This is a genomic window from Frondihabitans sp. OV104, assembly GCF_057787745.1.
Genome location: NZ_CM173541.1, coordinates 1,607,744 through 1,621,881, shown reverse-complemented (window position 1 = coordinate 1,621,881; position 14,138 = coordinate 1,607,744). Strand labels below are relative to the sequence as shown.

11 protein-coding genes and 1 tRNA gene are annotated in these 14,138 nt (G+C 70.4%); 7 read left to right on the top strand and 5 right to left on the bottom strand.

Annotated features, from left to right (window positions below):
* The first annotated feature begins 23 nt into the window (after positions 1–23).
* The 7 genes from ilvC (at position 24) to AC3CBB_RS07580 (ending at position 7,376) form a co-directional block, all read left to right on the top strand.
* Entirely contained in the window at positions 24–1,049 is a 1,026-nt protein-coding gene (ilvC, locus tag AC3CBB_RS07610; protein ID WP_488626548.1) for a ketol-acid reductoisomerase, read from the top strand.
* 114 nt (positions 1,050–1,163) lie between these two features.
* Positions 1,164–2,357, top strand: a complete 1,194-nt coding sequence (locus tag AC3CBB_RS07605; RefSeq protein WP_488626547.1) for a mannitol-1-phosphate 5-dehydrogenase — start codon at positions 1,164–1,166, stop codon at positions 2,355–2,357.
* A complete protein-coding gene (locus tag AC3CBB_RS07600) occupies positions 2,354–2,809 on the top strand; it encodes a hypothetical protein (RefSeq protein ID WP_488626546.1) in 456 nt (151 codons plus the stop codon). Before AC3CBB_RS07605 ends, AC3CBB_RS07600 begins: the two co-directional genes overlap by 4 nt.
* Complete coding sequence (locus tag AC3CBB_RS07595; RefSeq protein ID WP_123504969.1) at positions 2,806–3,222, top strand: hypothetical protein; 417 nt, start codon at positions 2,806–2,808, stop codon at positions 3,220–3,222. The genes AC3CBB_RS07600 and AC3CBB_RS07595 overlap by 4 nt, the downstream gene beginning before the upstream one ends.
* Before the next feature lie 289 nt (positions 3,223–3,511).
* A complete protein-coding gene (serA, locus tag AC3CBB_RS07590) occupies positions 3,512–5,101 on the top strand; it encodes a phosphoglycerate dehydrogenase (RefSeq protein WP_488626545.1) in 1,590 nt (529 codons plus the stop codon).
* Positions 5,102–5,187: 86 nt separating this feature from the next.
* Positions 5,188–6,261, top strand: a complete 1,074-nt coding sequence (locus AC3CBB_RS07585; protein WP_488626544.1) for a 3-isopropylmalate dehydrogenase — start codon at positions 5,188–5,190, stop codon at positions 6,259–6,261.
* An 8-nt stretch (positions 6,262–6,269) separates the two neighbouring features.
* Positions 6,270–7,376: a branched-chain amino acid aminotransferase gene (locus AC3CBB_RS07580; RefSeq protein WP_488626543.1), complete on the top strand. Its 1,107-nt coding sequence runs from the start codon at positions 6,270–6,272 to the stop codon at positions 7,374–7,376.
* A gap of 139 nt (positions 7,377–7,515) precedes the next feature.
* On the opposite strand, the gene AC3CBB_RS07575 is transcribed toward AC3CBB_RS07580, so the two are convergent.
* The 5 genes from AC3CBB_RS07575 to AC3CBB_RS07555 form a co-directional block, all read right to left on the bottom strand.
* Entirely contained in the window at positions 7,516–8,157 is a 642-nt protein-coding gene (locus AC3CBB_RS07575; RefSeq protein ID WP_488626542.1) for an MBL fold metallo-hydrolase, read from the bottom strand.
* 173 nt (positions 8,158–8,330) lie between these two features.
* A tRNA-Glu gene (locus tag AC3CBB_RS07570) sits at positions 8,331–8,403 on the bottom strand.
* A gap of 88 nt (positions 8,404–8,491) precedes the next feature.
* Complete coding sequence (locus tag AC3CBB_RS07565) at positions 8,492–11,035, bottom strand: polynucleotide kinase-phosphatase (protein ID WP_488626541.1); 2,544 nt, start codon at positions 11,033–11,035, stop codon at positions 8,492–8,494.
* A gap of 2 nt (positions 11,036–11,037) precedes the next feature.
* Positions 11,038–12,420 (bottom strand): 3' terminal RNA ribose 2'-O-methyltransferase Hen1, encoded by a 1,383-nt coding sequence (locus tag AC3CBB_RS07560; protein WP_488626540.1) that lies wholly within the window; start codon positions 12,418–12,420, stop codon positions 11,038–11,040.
* Positions 12,421–12,465: 45 nt separating this feature from the next.
* Complete coding sequence (locus AC3CBB_RS07555; RefSeq protein WP_488626539.1) at positions 12,466–14,061, bottom strand: outer membrane protein assembly factor BamB family protein; 1,596 nt, start codon at positions 14,059–14,061, stop codon at positions 12,466–12,468.
* Between the last annotated feature and the right edge of the window lie 77 nt (positions 14,062–14,138).

The window sequence follows — 14,138 nt, the reverse complement described above, 5'->3', positions numbered from 1 at the left end:
CACCAACAAGGAGAACCACCACTGTGACTGAAATCTTCTACGACAAAGACGCCGACCTGTCGCTCATCCAGGGCAAGAAGGTCGCCGTCATCGGCTACGGCTCGCAGGGTCACGCCCACGCGCTGAACCTCCGCGACTCCGGAGTCGAGGTCGTCGTCGGCCTCAAGGAGGGCTCCAAGAGCCGCCCGAAGGCCGAGGAGGCCGGCTTCAAGGTGCTCACGCCGGCCGAGGCCGCGAAGTGGGGCGACGTCATCGTGATCCTCGCGCCCGACCAGGTACAGCGCCACGTCTACAAAGACGACATCGCCCCGAACATCGAGGCCGGCAACGCCCTCGTCTTCGGACACGGCTTCAACATCCGCTTCGGCTACATCGAGGCCCCCGAGGGCATCGACGTCGTCCTCGTCGCGCCCAAGGGCCCGGGCCACACCGTGCGCCGCGAGTTCGAGGCCGGCCGAGGCGTCCCCGTCATCGTGGCCGTCGAGGTCGACGCCACGGGCTCGGCGTGGGACCTCGCCTGGTCGTACTCCAAGGGCATCGGCGGCCTCCGCGCCGGCGGCATCAAGACGACCTTCACCGAAGAGACCGAGACCGACCTGTTCGGCGAGCAGGCCGTCCTCTGCGGCGGCACCTCGCAGCTGATCCAGTACGGCTTCGAGACCCTCACCGAGGCGGGCTACCAGCCGCAGATCGCCTACTTCGAGGTGCTCCACGAGCTCAAGCTGATCGTCGACCTCATCTGGGAGGGCGGCCTCGCCAAGCAGCGCTGGTCGGTCTCCGACACCGCCGAGTACGGCGACTACGTCTCCGGCCCGCGCGTCATCTCGCCCGACGTCAAGGAGAACATGAAGGCCGTCCTCGCGGACATCCAGTCGGGTGCCTTCGCCGAGCGCTTCATCAACGACCAGGACGCCGGCGCTCCGGAGTTCCTGGCCCTCCGCAAGAAGGGCGAGGAGCACCCCATCGAGGCCACCGGCCACGAGCTCCGCGCGCTCTTCGCCTGGAAGCAGCAGGACGCCGACTACGTAGACGGCAACGCCGCCCGCTAGCCGTTTCGTGACCTTTTCGACACCGCTTTCGCCCGGAAGCACCGGTCATCTCCGGTATCTTCGGGCGGAAGCGGTGTTGTCGTCCTGCACGGAACGACGTGCGATGATCGAAGGATGGTTGTGATCAAGAAGGCCGTCCATTTCGGCGCCGGAAACATCGGGCGAGGCTTCGTCGGTCAGTACCTCCACGCCTCGGGCTACGAGGTCGTGTTCTGCGATGTGAACTCCGAACTGGTCCGTGAGCTCGAAGCCGCCGAGTCGTACGAGGTCCACGAGGTCGGCGGCGATGGCCGCACCACCTCGGTCGACGGCTTCCGCGCCGTCGACAGCCGACTCGACGAGGCGCGCGCCGTCTACGAGATCTCCACCGCCGACATCGTCACCACCTCCGTCGGCCCGCGCGTCCTCCCATCGCTCGCACCCCTCATCGCCCGCGGCCTGATCGAGCGCGACGCCGACCTGGCTCCGCTCGTCGTCATCGCCTGCGAGACCGCCATCGGCGCGTCCACGACGCTCGCCGCCTCCGTCGCCCGCTCCGTCGAGTCGCTGGGCGGCGTCGCGCCGGTCGCCGCCGACTCCGCCGTCTTCGCCAACTGCGAGATCGACCGCATCGTGCCGGAGCAGACGCCCGGCCTCGACGTGATCATCGAGTCGTTCGCCGAGTGGGCCATCGAGATCGGTCCGTTCGCGGGCCGCGTCGACGCACCCGGCATCGACGGCGTCACCTGGGTCGACGACCTGGCGCCGTTCATCGAGCGCAAGCTCTTCACCGTCAACACCGCGCACGCCGCCGCCGCCTACTACGGCTGGGCCCGGGGGATCGGCAGCGTCCGCGAGGCCCTCGAGGTTCCCGAGATCCACGCCCAGGTGCTCGAGGTTCTGCTCGAGACGAAGGCCCTCCTGATCGAGAAGCACGGATTCGACGCCGCCGAGCAGCAGGTCTACATCGACCGCAACCTCGAGCGCATCTCGAACCCGCACCTCCCCGACACCACCGGCCGCGTCGGCCGCAACCCGCTCAGCAAGCTGAGCCGGCACGAACGCCTCGTCGGACCGGCCGCGCAGCTCGCCGAGCGAGGTCTGGCCTTCGACGGCCTCGTCCGCGTCGTCCGCGCCGCTCTCGACTTCGACGTGCCCGACGACGTCGAGAGTCGCGAGCTGCAGTCTCTGCTGCGCACGAGCGCCGGCTCCGGCGTGAGTCCCGAGCTGCTCGCCGAGACGCTCACGGGAGTGTTTCCCGGCCACCCCCTGTTTCCGTCGCTGGCGGCCGTGGTCGCTGACAAGATCTCGTCGCGGGTCGCCGCGTGAGCCCCGAGAAGAATCCCGTCGACCACGAGCTCGACGACGATGAGGCCCTGAGCTGGGGCGAGTCGGCCGACAGCAGCTACGTCGAGGGCCCGGCCCGCGGGCACCGGGGCGACGAGACCGCCGACGACGCGGACGGCGACGAAGACGAGCTGCCCGAGGGCGTGCTCAGTTCGGGCATGCTCGTCGCCCACGGCGTCTTCGCCGCGATCCTCCTGCTCTACACGGTCGCCTGGCTCTTGGCCGTCACCCGTGCGACGGCACCGGGGCTCGCCGGCGCCTCATTGACCCTGTGGCATCTCGGGCAGTGGCTGGCCGTCTTCGCCCCGGCACTGTGGTTCGCCGCGACTCTCTCCCTGACGCCTGCCTCGTCGGCACGTCGTCGTGTCGTCTGGCTGCTGGTGGGAGTCATCGTGCTGATCCCGTGGCAGTTCGTCTATGGAGGAGCCTCGTGAGCGACCTGGCGTCGGCAGAATCGACGAGCGGTGACGAAGCCGGTGAGAACGGCATCATGTCGGACCGCTCGTCCACCTTCGTCGGATGGATCACGGCGCTGGCTGTCTTCGGCTTGCTCGCGGCGTACTTCACCTGGATCGGGTTGCAGAACGTGATCACCGTTCCTCCCCTCATCAGCAAGAACTATTCCTTCTACAGGGCAAACGGCCTCGACGGACTCGTCAAGCCGCTTCCCTGGGTTCAGCTGATCGTCGCCCTCGTCGCGCCGGCCGTCGCCTATCTGGGCGCGGTGCTCATCGGTCGGCGCCGCTCGTTGGGGCGTCGAATTGTCCTGCTCCTGGCGGCCGCCTGCGCTGCGTCGGCCATCTCGGCGTCGGTCTCGGCGTACGTGACGAGTACCTACCAGCTCTGACCCCGCCACACGATCCGTCCGCAAGGAACGCTTTCGTGCTGTCGAGGATTCGGGCACCGTCGCGCATCGCCAGCGCGGATTTCTGCGCGCGAATGCCAGTGCCGCAAGGACCGCCTTTCGGGTTGTCCTTGCCAGAGGAACGCGGGCCGCGCAATTAGGTCCGGGTCGCCTGGGCATGCTCTGCGGATTCTCAGGTTCGACCCGCGAGGGCAGTTCGTGCGCCCGGAAAGGGCCGAGGGCCTGGCTACTGTGGACGAGTCCCCGCGCACGAACCATCGTTAGGAATCCCGTGGCCAAGCCCATCGTGTTGATCGCCGAAGAACTCTCGCCCGCGACCGTCGACGCCCTCGGGCCCGACTTCGACGTCCGCACCGTCGACGGCACCGACCGCCCCGCCCTCCTCTCCGCCCTGGCAGACGCGAACGCGATCCTGGTGCGCTCGGCCACGAAGGTCGACGCCGAGGCGATCGCCGCGGCTCCCCACCTGCAGGTCATCGCCCGCGCGGGCGTCGGCCTCGACAACGTCGACATCAAGGCCGCGACCAACGCCGGCGTCATGGTCGTGAACGCCCCGACCTCCAACATCATCTCGGCGGCCGAGCTGACCGTCGGCCACATCCTGAGCCTCGCCCGGCACATCCCCGCCGCCCACGCGGCACTCGCGCAGGGTCAGTGGAAGCGCTCGAAGTACACCGGCGTCGAGCTCTTCGAGAAGACCGTCGGCATCATCGGACTCGGCCGAATCGGCGCACTCATCACCGCCCGCCTCCAGGCGTTCGGCATGAACATCGTCGCGTTCGACCCCTACGTCACCCCGGCTCGCGCTCAGCAGCTCGGCGTCACCCTGCTCACGCTCGACGAGCTGCTCGAGCAGAGCGACTTCATCACCATCCACATGCCGAAGACGCCCGAGACCACGGGGATGATCTCGACGGCTCAGCTCGCGAAGATGAAGCCGACCGCCTTCATCGTCAACGTGGCCCGCGGCGGACTCATCGACGAGGAGGCGCTGTTCGAGGCCCTCCGCAGCGACACCATCGCCGGCGCCGGCCTCGACGTGTTCGTCTCCGAGCCGCCCGCGAACACCGACCTCCTCGCCCTCGAGAACGTCGTCGTCACCCCGCACCTCGGCGCGTCGACCGACGAGGCGCAGGAGAAGGCCGGCGTCTCGGTCGCGAAGTCGGTGCGCCTGGCGCTCGGCGGCGAGCTCGTTCCCGATGCCGTGAACGTCGCCGGCGGTGTCATCGACGAGTACGTCCGCCCCGGCATCCCGCTGGTCGAGAAGCTCGGCCAGGTCTTCTCCGGCCTCGCCGACAGCCCGCTCACGTCGATCGACGTCGAGGTGCACGGCGACCTCACCGAGTACGACGTCAGCGTCTACAAGCTCGCGGCGCTCAAGGGCGTGTTCTCGGACGCCGTGCAAGAGACGGTCAGCTACGTCAACGCGCCTCTGCTCGCTGAGCAGCGAGGAGTCACCGTGCGCCTGCTCACCGACGCCGTGTCGGAGGAGTACCGCAACATCATCACCCTGCGCGGCGCCCTCGCCGACGGTCGTCAGATCTCGGTCTCGGGAACGCTGACCGGCACGAAGCAGGTCGAGAAGATCGTCGAGATCAACGGATACGACGTCGAGGTCCCGCTCGCGAAGCACCACATCGTGATGCTCTACACCGACCGCCCCGGCATCGTCGCGGTCTACGGCAAGGAGTTCGGCGAGGCCGGGATCAACATCGCCGGAATGCAGATCGCGCGCACCACGGCGGGCGGCACTGCTCTGTCGGTCCTGACCATCGACTCCCCGGCTCCCGAGGGGCTGCTCGAGAAGGTGCGCCGCGCGATCGACGCCGACGTGCTGCAGGAGATCGACGTCACGCTGTAGGCCTTCTTCCGAGGGGCGCAGGAACTCCTTCGCGCCCCCGCCCCCTCGGTAAGCTTGACGCAGCAGCCCCGAAGCGAGGAGAACGCATGAGCCGCACCGTCCGACTGGCCAGCATCCCGGGCGACGGGATCGGACCCGAGGTGGTTGCCGAGGCCGTCAAGGTGCTTCGCGCGGTCACCGACGGCAGCGACACCGCGTTCGACGTCACCGAGTTCTCACTCGGTGCCGCCCGCTTCAAGGCCACCGGCGAAATCCTCACCGACGCCGACCTCGACGCCATCAGGCAGCACGATGCGATCCTGCTGGGCGCCGTCGGGGGCGACCCGCGCGACCCGGACCTGCGCGGCGGCATCATCGAGCGTGGTCTGCTGCTCAAGCTCCGCTTCGCGCTCGACCACTACGTGAACCTTCGCCCGACGAAGGTCTATCCTGGCGTCCCGTCGCCGCTGTCCAGCCCCGGAGACGTCGACTTCGTCGTCGTCCGCGAGGGCACCGAGGGTCCGTACGTCGGCAACGGCGGCTCGCTGCGCACCGGCACGCCGCACGAGATCGCCAACGAGGTCAGCGTCAACACGGCCTACGGTGTCGAGCGCGTCGTCCGGTACGCCTTCGAGCTCGCGCAGAAGCGCCCCGCACACCGCCTGACGCTGGTGCACAAGACCAACGTGCTCGTCTTCTCGGGCTCTCTCTGGCAGCGCACCGTCGACGCGGTCGCAGCCGAGTACCCCGACGTCGCCGTCGACTACCAGCACGTCGACGCGGCCACGATCCACCTGGTCGCCGACCCTGCTAGATTCGACGTCATCGTCACGGACAACCTCTTCGGCGACATCCTCACCGATCTGGCTGGCGCAATCAGCGGCGGCATCGGCCTGGCAGCCTCGGGCAACATCAACCCCGAGGGCGCCTTCCCCAGCATGTTCGAACCGGTGCACGGCTCCGCTCCCGACATCGCCGGCCAGCAGAAGGCCGACCCCACGGCCGCCATCCTCTCGACGGCTCTTCTCCTCGACCACCTCGGTCTGGCCGAAGAGTCCGCCCGGGTGACGGCGGCCGTCGAGGCCGACATCGCCGGCCGCACCGCTGGGTCCTCCCGAACCACGGCCCAGATCGGCGACGCGATCGCCGCCGCCGTGGCACTCGTCCCCACTTCCCGATAGGCGCGCTCATGACCACGACCCACGACACCTACCCCCTGAACTTCCAGCTGACTCCGTCGCCGGCTGCCCGCGCCGACGCCGAGCGCGAGGCCATGCTCGCCGACCCCGGCTTCGGCAAGTACTTCACCGACCACATGGTCGCCATCGAGTGGACGGCCGACGACGGCTGGCACGACGCCACCGTCAGCCCGTACGGTCCGCTGATGCTCGACCCCTCCGCAGCCGTCCTCCACTACGGGCAGGAGATCTTCGAGGGCATCAAGGCCTACCGCCATGCCGACGGCTCGGTCTGGACGTTCCGGCCCGACGCCAACGGCCGTCGCCTGCAGCGGTCCGCGAAGCGCCTCGCCCTCCCCGAGCTGGCGGTCGACGACTTCGTCGAGTCGCTCAAGCAGCTCGTCCAGGTCGACGAGAAGTGGGTGCCGTCGGCCGACGAGACCAGCCTCTACCTGCGTCCGTTCATGATCGCGACCGAGAGCTTCCTCGGCGTGCGGGCGGCGCACAAGGTCGGCTACTACGTGATCGCGAGCCCGGCCGGCGCGTACTTCACCGGCGGCGTCGCCCCGGTGTCGATCTGGCTGTCGACGAACTTCTCCCGTGCGGGCAAGGGCGGCACCGGCGCGGCGAAGACCGGCGGCAACTACGCCGCATCGCTCCTCCCGCAAGAGGAGGCGTACGCCAACGGCTGCTCGCAGGTGCTGTTCCTCGACTCCGTCGACACGACCTACATCGAAGAGCTCGGCGGCATGAACGTGGTGCTCGTCTACAGAGACGGAACCCTCGTCACCCCCGACTCCGACTCGATCCTCGAGGGCATCACGCGCGACTCGATCCTGCAGCTCGCCGAAGACCGCGGCCACACGGTCGAGCGTCGCCGCGTGTCGCTCGACGAGTGGCGCGACGGCGTCGCCTCGGGCGACATCGTCGAGGTGTTCGCCTGCGGAACCGCCGCGGTGGTCGTGCCGATCGGCGAGCTGAAAGGCGAGGGCGTGTCGATCGTGTCGCCCGTCGCCGGCCCCGACTCGCTCACGCGGTCCCTCCGCGCCGAGCTCACCGACATCCAGTACGGCCGTCGCGAAGACCGCCACGGCTGGCTGACGCGCCTCGACGCGTAGCTTTCGGCCCTGGAACGCCCCGCCGCCTCGTGCGACGGGGCGTTTCGCGTCACGGCGTTGCGCGAGATGGCCCCCGTCGTCGCACCGCTGGAGGCGCGGCGACGACGGGGGCCACCTCGCGAGCCCGGGGGCGCAGGAACTAGAGCTCGAGCGACTCTCCGGGCGCCAGCACGACGACGTCGCCTCCGGCTGCCTCGACGACCGCGCGGATCCGGTCGACGTGCATCCCCAGCCCCGTCTCCGAGAGCGTCTTCTCGTGGATCGGGAAGGCCCGCCCCGGCTTCACGGCGGCCGCGTAGTCCATCGCCTCGCCGATCTTAAGCCACGGGGCGCCGATCGGAGCAGCGAGCACAGGAACGTCGAACGGGGGGACGGTGTACGAGTCGCCGGGGTGGAAGAGCGTGTCGTTGACCAGCACGCCGGTGTTGTCGACGCGGGGGAGGCTCTCGTGGATCACAGCGTGGTCGGTCCCGGCGAAGCGGAGGGTGAACGGGCCGACCTCGACGACGTCGCCGTCGCTGACCGTCTCCACGGCGAACCCCACCTCGCCGAGAGCGTGCGCGACACCTTCGGGGCCGAGGATGCGCGCGCCGGGGTTGGCCTCGAGCAGGCCCTCGATCTGGCCGGGGGTCCAGTGGTCGGGGTGCTGGTGGGTGATGACGATGCCCTCGACGTCGGTCACATCCGTGAGCGGGCGCGTGAATCCGCCCGGATCGATGACGAGCCGCTGCCCGTCCACTTCGACGACAAGGGCTGCGTGCTCGTACTTGGTAACCAACATGACCCCAACGCTACTGCGCACGAGGCTCAAGCTCCCGGCCGACAGCCCCGGAAGGAAAGGGAGCGAAGCGACCCTTCAGCTGTTCTGACAAGCACATCTGTTTTGACAAGCACATCTGTTCTGACAGGCACAGATGCAAAATGCCCTCCCGCAGGGGAGGGCATTTTGCATCGTGACCCCAACCGGATTCGAACCGGTGTTACCGCCGTGAGAGGGCAGCGTACTAGGCCGCTATACGATGGGGCCGTATTTGCAACTCGTCGAGTATGCCATACGGCTCGGCGCGGAAACAAATTGAGCGAAGCTCACTGTGTTGGCGCGCCCGCCGACCCCCTCACAGCCGCGGATCCACCGCCTCCGACTCCATCGCCAGCACCGCGAACACGGCCTCGTGGATCCGCCACAGCGGCTCCCGCGCGACGACCCGGTCCAGCGCCTCCACTCCGAGGGCGTACTCGCGCAGCGCGAGCGATCGCTTGAGCCCGAGCCCGCGGTCTTTGAGACGTCGGAGGTTCTCCGGCCTCGTGTAGTCGGGGCCGTAGATGATCCGCAGGTACTCGCGCCCGCGCACCTTGATGCCGGGCTGCACGAGCCCGTTCTTCGTGCGGCGCAGGCCCTCGGCGGGCTTGACGACCATGCCCTCGCCGCCCGCCTCGGTCAGGTCGACCCACCAGGCGGTGGCGGCGGCGACCGAGTCGTCGGAGCCGAGGTCGACCATCGTGCGACGGGTGCGGCGGAAGAGCACCGGGTCGGCATCGGCCAGCCGGTCGGCGAGGTCGAGGTGCCACTCGTGCGGGCGATCGACGTGGGTGCGACCCTCGGTCGCGAGCACCTGGAACGGCGCGAGCTGCACGCCGTCGAGTCCCGACGACTGCGCGGCGTAGCGGCGGTAGGCGGCGACGTACTTCACGGCGTCGTCCGATCGGAGCCGGGTGCGCTCGGCGAGCTCGCCGACGTCCACCCCGGAGGCGGCTGCCGCCTCGAGTGCGGCGACCGCCGCGGGCAGCGCCGTGGTCGCCGCGGCGCCCACCGACGCGTACTGGTCTCGGATGAGGTCGCCCGCCTTGAACGACCACGGCAGCAGCTCGGCGTCGAGGAGGAGCCAGTCGGTGTCGAGCTCACCCCACAGGCCCGCGCCGTCGACGGCCGTGTCGATCCTGCGCAGGAACTCGGCACCGGTCGCCTCGTCGAAGAACGGTCGCCCGGTGCGGGTGTGCACGACGCCGCGCCACCCGGGCTTCGCTCCGAATCGCGCGGGGTCGCGCGTGAGCAGCACGACGGCGCGGGACCCCATGTGCTTCTCTTCGGCGATGACGCTCTCGACGCCGTCTCGGCGGAAGGCGGCGAAGGCCTCGGCGGGGTGCTCGAGGTAGTCGTCGAGCTTCGAGGTCGCGGGCGGGCTCATGGTCGGCGGCAGGTAGAGCAGGTGGTTCGGGTCGAGGGCGAACCGGCTCATGACCTCAAGGGCGCCGGCGGCGTTCTCCTCGCGGACGCCGATGCGGCCGTGGTGCCTGGTCTCGATGATGTGCCGGCCGAGGACGTCCTGGACGGAGAGCACCCCCGGAGGGCGTTCCTGCGACAGGGCCGCCTGCTCGGGCGTCTGCAGGGGCTTGACCGGCGCGTACCACTCGCGCTCGGCGGGCACCGAGACGATCTCGCGCTCGGGGTAGCGCAACGCCGTCAGGGCGCCGCCGAAGACGCACCCGGTGTCGAGGCACAGCGTGTTGTTGACCCACTCGGCGACCGGGGTCGGCGTGTGGCCGTAGAGCACGACGGCGTCGCCGCGGTAGTCGTCCGCCCACGGGTAGCGGACGGGCAGGCCGAACTCGTCGGTCTCGCCCGTGGTGTCGCCGTAGAGCGCGAACGAGCGGACGCGCCCGGACGCCCGGCCGTGGTACGCCTCGGGGAGTCCCGCGTGGCAGACGACCAGCTTTCCGTCGTCGAGGACGAGGTGCGAGACGAGGTCGTGGCAGAAGCGCTCGACATCGCGGCGGAACTCGGGCGTCTCGCCGGCGAGCTGCGTCAGCGTCTCGGCGAGCCCGTGCGAGGTCTGGACGTTCTTGCCCTGAAGCGCCCGCACCAGCTTGTGCTCGTGGTTGCCGGGGACGGCGAGGGCGTTGCCGGAGGCCACCATGCCCATCGCCAGCCGCAGCACTCCGACCACGTCGGGCCCGCGGTCGACCAGGTCGCCGAGGAAGACCGCGCGCCGCCCCTCGGGGTGGGCGGCGTCGACGGGGCGACCCTGCTCGTCGCGGGTCAGCTCGTAGCCGAGCTCGCCGAGCAGCGACTCGAGCTCGGAGCGGCAGCCGTGCACGTCGCCGATGGAGTCGAACGGGCCGTGCTCGGTGCGCAGGTCGTTCAGGAGCGGCTCGCGGCGGATGGTCGCCTGGTCGATCTCGTCGACGCTCGACAGCACGTGCACGCGCCGGAAGCCCTCCTTGCCGAGGAACTTCAGCGACCGTCGCAGCTGGTCGTGCTGCCGGCGGATGACGGAGGCGGGGAAGTCGCGGTCGGTGCGCTCGGCGTTGCGGGCGACGGCCACGGACTCCGCCACGTCGAGGACGATCGCCACCGGCAGGACGTCGTTCGAGCGGGCGAGCTCGACGAACGACGCCCGGGCGTCCTTCTGGACGTTCGTCGCGTCGACGACGGTGAGGAGGCCGCGACGCAGCCGCTGGCCCGCGACGTGGCGCAGCGCCTCGAACGCGGCGGCCGTGGCCGACTGGTCGTTCTCGTCGTTCGAGACCAGGCCGCGGAACACGTCGCTCGAGAGCGTCTCGAACGGCTCGAAGGCGCGCGCGGCGAAGGTCGACTTGCCGGAGCCGCTCGTGCCGACGAGCACGACCAGCGACATGGCGGGAACAGTGATCTCAGCCATGGTCAGGCCTTCCGGAAGAGCGCGAGCTGGGTGGGGGAGCCGTGAGTCTCGTCGGCGTCGCCGACGGGCCGGTACTCCACGGTGTAGCCGTAGGAGACCGCGACGCGGTCGGCCCAGGCGGCGAACTCGGCGCGCGACCACTCGAAGCGGTGGTCGGGGTGCCGGAACCGGCCGGCCGGCAAGGACGGGTACAGGGCGTTGTAGTCGGAGTTCGGCGTGGTCACGATCACCGCGCCCGGAGCCGCGCTGCCGAAGATCGACGACTCGAGCGCGTCGAGGCGCTCCAGCTCGATGTGCTCGACGACCTCCATCAGGACGATCGCATCGAGATGCGCCAGCCGGTCGTCCTGGTAGGTGACCGACGACTGGAGCAGCCGGATGCGGTCGCGCTGCCGGTCGCTCAGGTCGCGGATGTGCAGGCGGCGCTCGGCGACGTCGAGAGCGCGGTGCGAGACGTCGGTGCCGATGATGTCGGTGAACGCGGAGTCGGCGAGCAGGTGCGTGAGCAGCGCGCCCGGACCGCAGCCCACGTCGGCCACCCGGTGGGCGCCCACGTCTCGGAGCGCGGTCAGGACGGCCTCGGCGCGGTGCACGCGCAGCGGCGTCGCGATCTCGGCGTCGTCGAGCCCCTCGCGCACCGGCGATCCGTCGAGGACCTCCAGCTGCGCCGTCGCGTCGCGGACCAGGCCGCGCTGGTGCGCCAGGTACCGCCGGGTGATGAGCTCCCGCTCGGGGTGCGCCGGCAGCCAGCCCTCGCCTGCGCGGAGCAGCTTGCCGATCTCGTCGTCGCCCACCCAGTAGTGCTTCGAGTCGTCGAGAACCGGGAGCATCACGTAGAGCTGGTGCAGCGCGTCGGCGAGACGGAGGGTGCCCGTCAGCGTCAGGTCGGAGTACCGGGAGTCGCCCCACTCCGGGAACTCCGGGTCGAGCGGAACCGCGGCGTCGACGACGGTCCAGCTGAGCGGCTCGAACAGGCGGCTCGCCAGACCCGGCTCGCCGCGCGACGGCACGGCCGCCAGGGTGATGGTCAGGGGGAGGGGGCTCGCCGCGAGCTCAGGGCGCGCGTCGCAGCGGCCGGTCATCGCCGTGCGGAACACCTGAGCGAGCGCGACGGCGAGCATCGACGATGACGCGTAGGGGCGGTCGTTGACGTAGTGGCCGAGCTCGGAGGAGTCGCCTCCGGAGAAGCGCTTGCTGCGGACCAGGTCGATCGCGTCGACCTCGAGCATGAGCGCCGCAGTGCAGGTCTCGTCGGTCTGCTCCGGGTAGAACACGTGGGCGCGGCCGACTGCGAGATCGAACGACTGCAGGCGGCCGGGGTGCTTGTGGAGGAGGAAGCCGAGATCGGTGGCATCGGGGCCGGTGTACGTAATCGTTGCGAGCACCCGGCTCACCCTACGCGAGGCGCGGGGCACGATCGGGGCCGTCCGCTACCCCAGTCGACGTGCCAGTCCGTCGAGCCCGACGTCGATGACGTGCCCTCCCCAGACCCCCAGCTGCAGCTGCGAGGTGTGCACCCACAGCCTCCGGCCGCTCGACAGGTCGAACGCCACGACGGTCGTCCTCGCTCCGGTAGCCCCGTAGGTGAGGGCGTAGCCGACCGTGTGGCCGGCGGCGACCACGTACGACCCGGCGGGCACGTCGGCGTGGAACCGGACGCGTCCGGTGCCTCCGTCGAGCGCGACCACCTGCGGGTCGTCGTTCGTCGACACCGTGTAGACGTCGTCCGTCCGCTGGCCGACGGCGCTGCCGGCGTAGCTGTACGACTCGGTGTCGCGACTCCAGCGGACCGCGCCCGTGCGGTAGTCGAGGCAGGTCAGCCGATCGCCGCGCAGGTTGGTGACGACGAGGCAGTCGCGGCCGACCGAGAAGCTGCCGCGCAGGTCGAGGTCAGACGACCAGAGCACCCTGCCGGTCTTGTCGACGGCCGAGAAGCCGCCCGCGGCGCTCGTCGTCACGCCGGAGCCGCGGGTACGGGCGGCGAAGACCACGTCGCCCCGCAGCGCGTAGCCGAGCGCCGTGTTCACCGGTCCGCTCCACGGGCGGGGCGTGCCGGTGGCCAGCGGGATCTGCAGTGTCCCCCGGTCGCCCAGCAGCATCCGGTCGTCGAGGGCGATCAGGGTCGCCGTCTCGTTCGCGGTGCCCTGCCACACCACCCTCGACAGCGCACGCGAATCACGGAGCTCGTAGATGTACTCGAGGCCGTCGCCCGTGCGGCGGCCCATGGCCACGACATCGCCGTTCGCCGTGAACCGGTCGTCGCCGCTCCACGACTGCGTGCCGGTCGAGCCGAGCACCTGGCCCGTGGTCGTCGACAGCGTCTCGACGACGGAGGTGGTGTCCGTGCCCGAGCGCACCAGGAGGCGCGTGCCGGAGCCCGTCGTGGAGACCCACGAGATGGCCACGCCCGACCGCGCGTCCACGTCGTTGGCGGTGTCGTGCACCCACCGGACCGCGCCGGTCGCCGTGTCGAGGAGCGCCACGCGCGACTTGTAGCCCGAAGGGACGATGGAGCACGAGGCGTCGTCTGAGAAGCCGGAGTTCCACGCCGAGTCGGCGCGCACCGCGGCGAGGTCCTGGCCGACGTCGACGGCCGTGAACCGGAGGCACTCGGCGGGCGCACCGGGAGCGAGCGTCGAGGCGAGGTCGACGGCCCAGGCGCGCGGGGTCGGCGAGGCGCGGACGTCGTCGACGCGCACGCCCGACCACGGCGAGAGGGTGCCGTACGACGGCTGGACCACGACGCCCACGCCGACGACCGCGGCGATGACGGCGGCCAGAGCGACATAGGAGAGCAGGATCCGCCGCGGCAGCGACGTTCGGGACCACAGACCGGCGATCCGCCCGCGGCGCGGTGCTCGCCGACCCGGGCGGCGCGGGGGCGCCGACGGCGGGGTGGCGAGGCGGGGTGCGGGCAGTTCCTGCGCCCCGGTGCTCGGCTGCGCGGTCGGGAGGGGCGGGGTCCACGGCGAGGCGGGCCCCGGAGGACGCGGCGGAGTCCAGGGGCGGTGGTCGATCTGCGACATGACGACGCTTCCTCGCGCGACGCTGCGCGATCGTGTTGCGGCCGGAATCACCGACCGCCCCGGAGCCTAGTCTTCGC

What these genes read in the sequence shown, in the direction of transcription:
- AC3CBB_RS07585 (WP_488626544.1), top strand. Translation starts at nt 5,188, where the DNA reads ATGAGCCGCACCGTCCGACTGGCCAGCATCCCGGGCGACGGGATCGGA.
- AC3CBB_RS07565 (WP_488626541.1), bottom strand. Translation starts at nt 11,035, where the DNA reads ATGGCTGAGATCACTGTTCCCGCCATGTCGCTGGTCGTGCTCGTCGGC.
- AC3CBB_RS07555 (WP_488626539.1), bottom strand. Translation starts at nt 14,061, where the DNA reads ATGTCGCAGATCGACCACCGCCCCTGGACTCCGCCGCGTCCTCCGGGG.
- AC3CBB_RS07580 (WP_488626543.1), top strand. Translation starts at nt 6,270, where the DNA reads ATGACCACGACCCACGACACCTACCCCCTGAACTTCCAGCTGACTCCG.
- AC3CBB_RS07575 (WP_488626542.1), bottom strand. Translation starts at nt 8,157, where the DNA reads ATGTTGGTTACCAAGTACGAGCACGCAGCCCTTGTCGTCGAAGTGGAC.
- AC3CBB_RS07605 (WP_488626547.1), top strand. Translation starts at nt 1,164, where the DNA reads ATGGTTGTGATCAAGAAGGCCGTCCATTTCGGCGCCGGAAACATCGGG.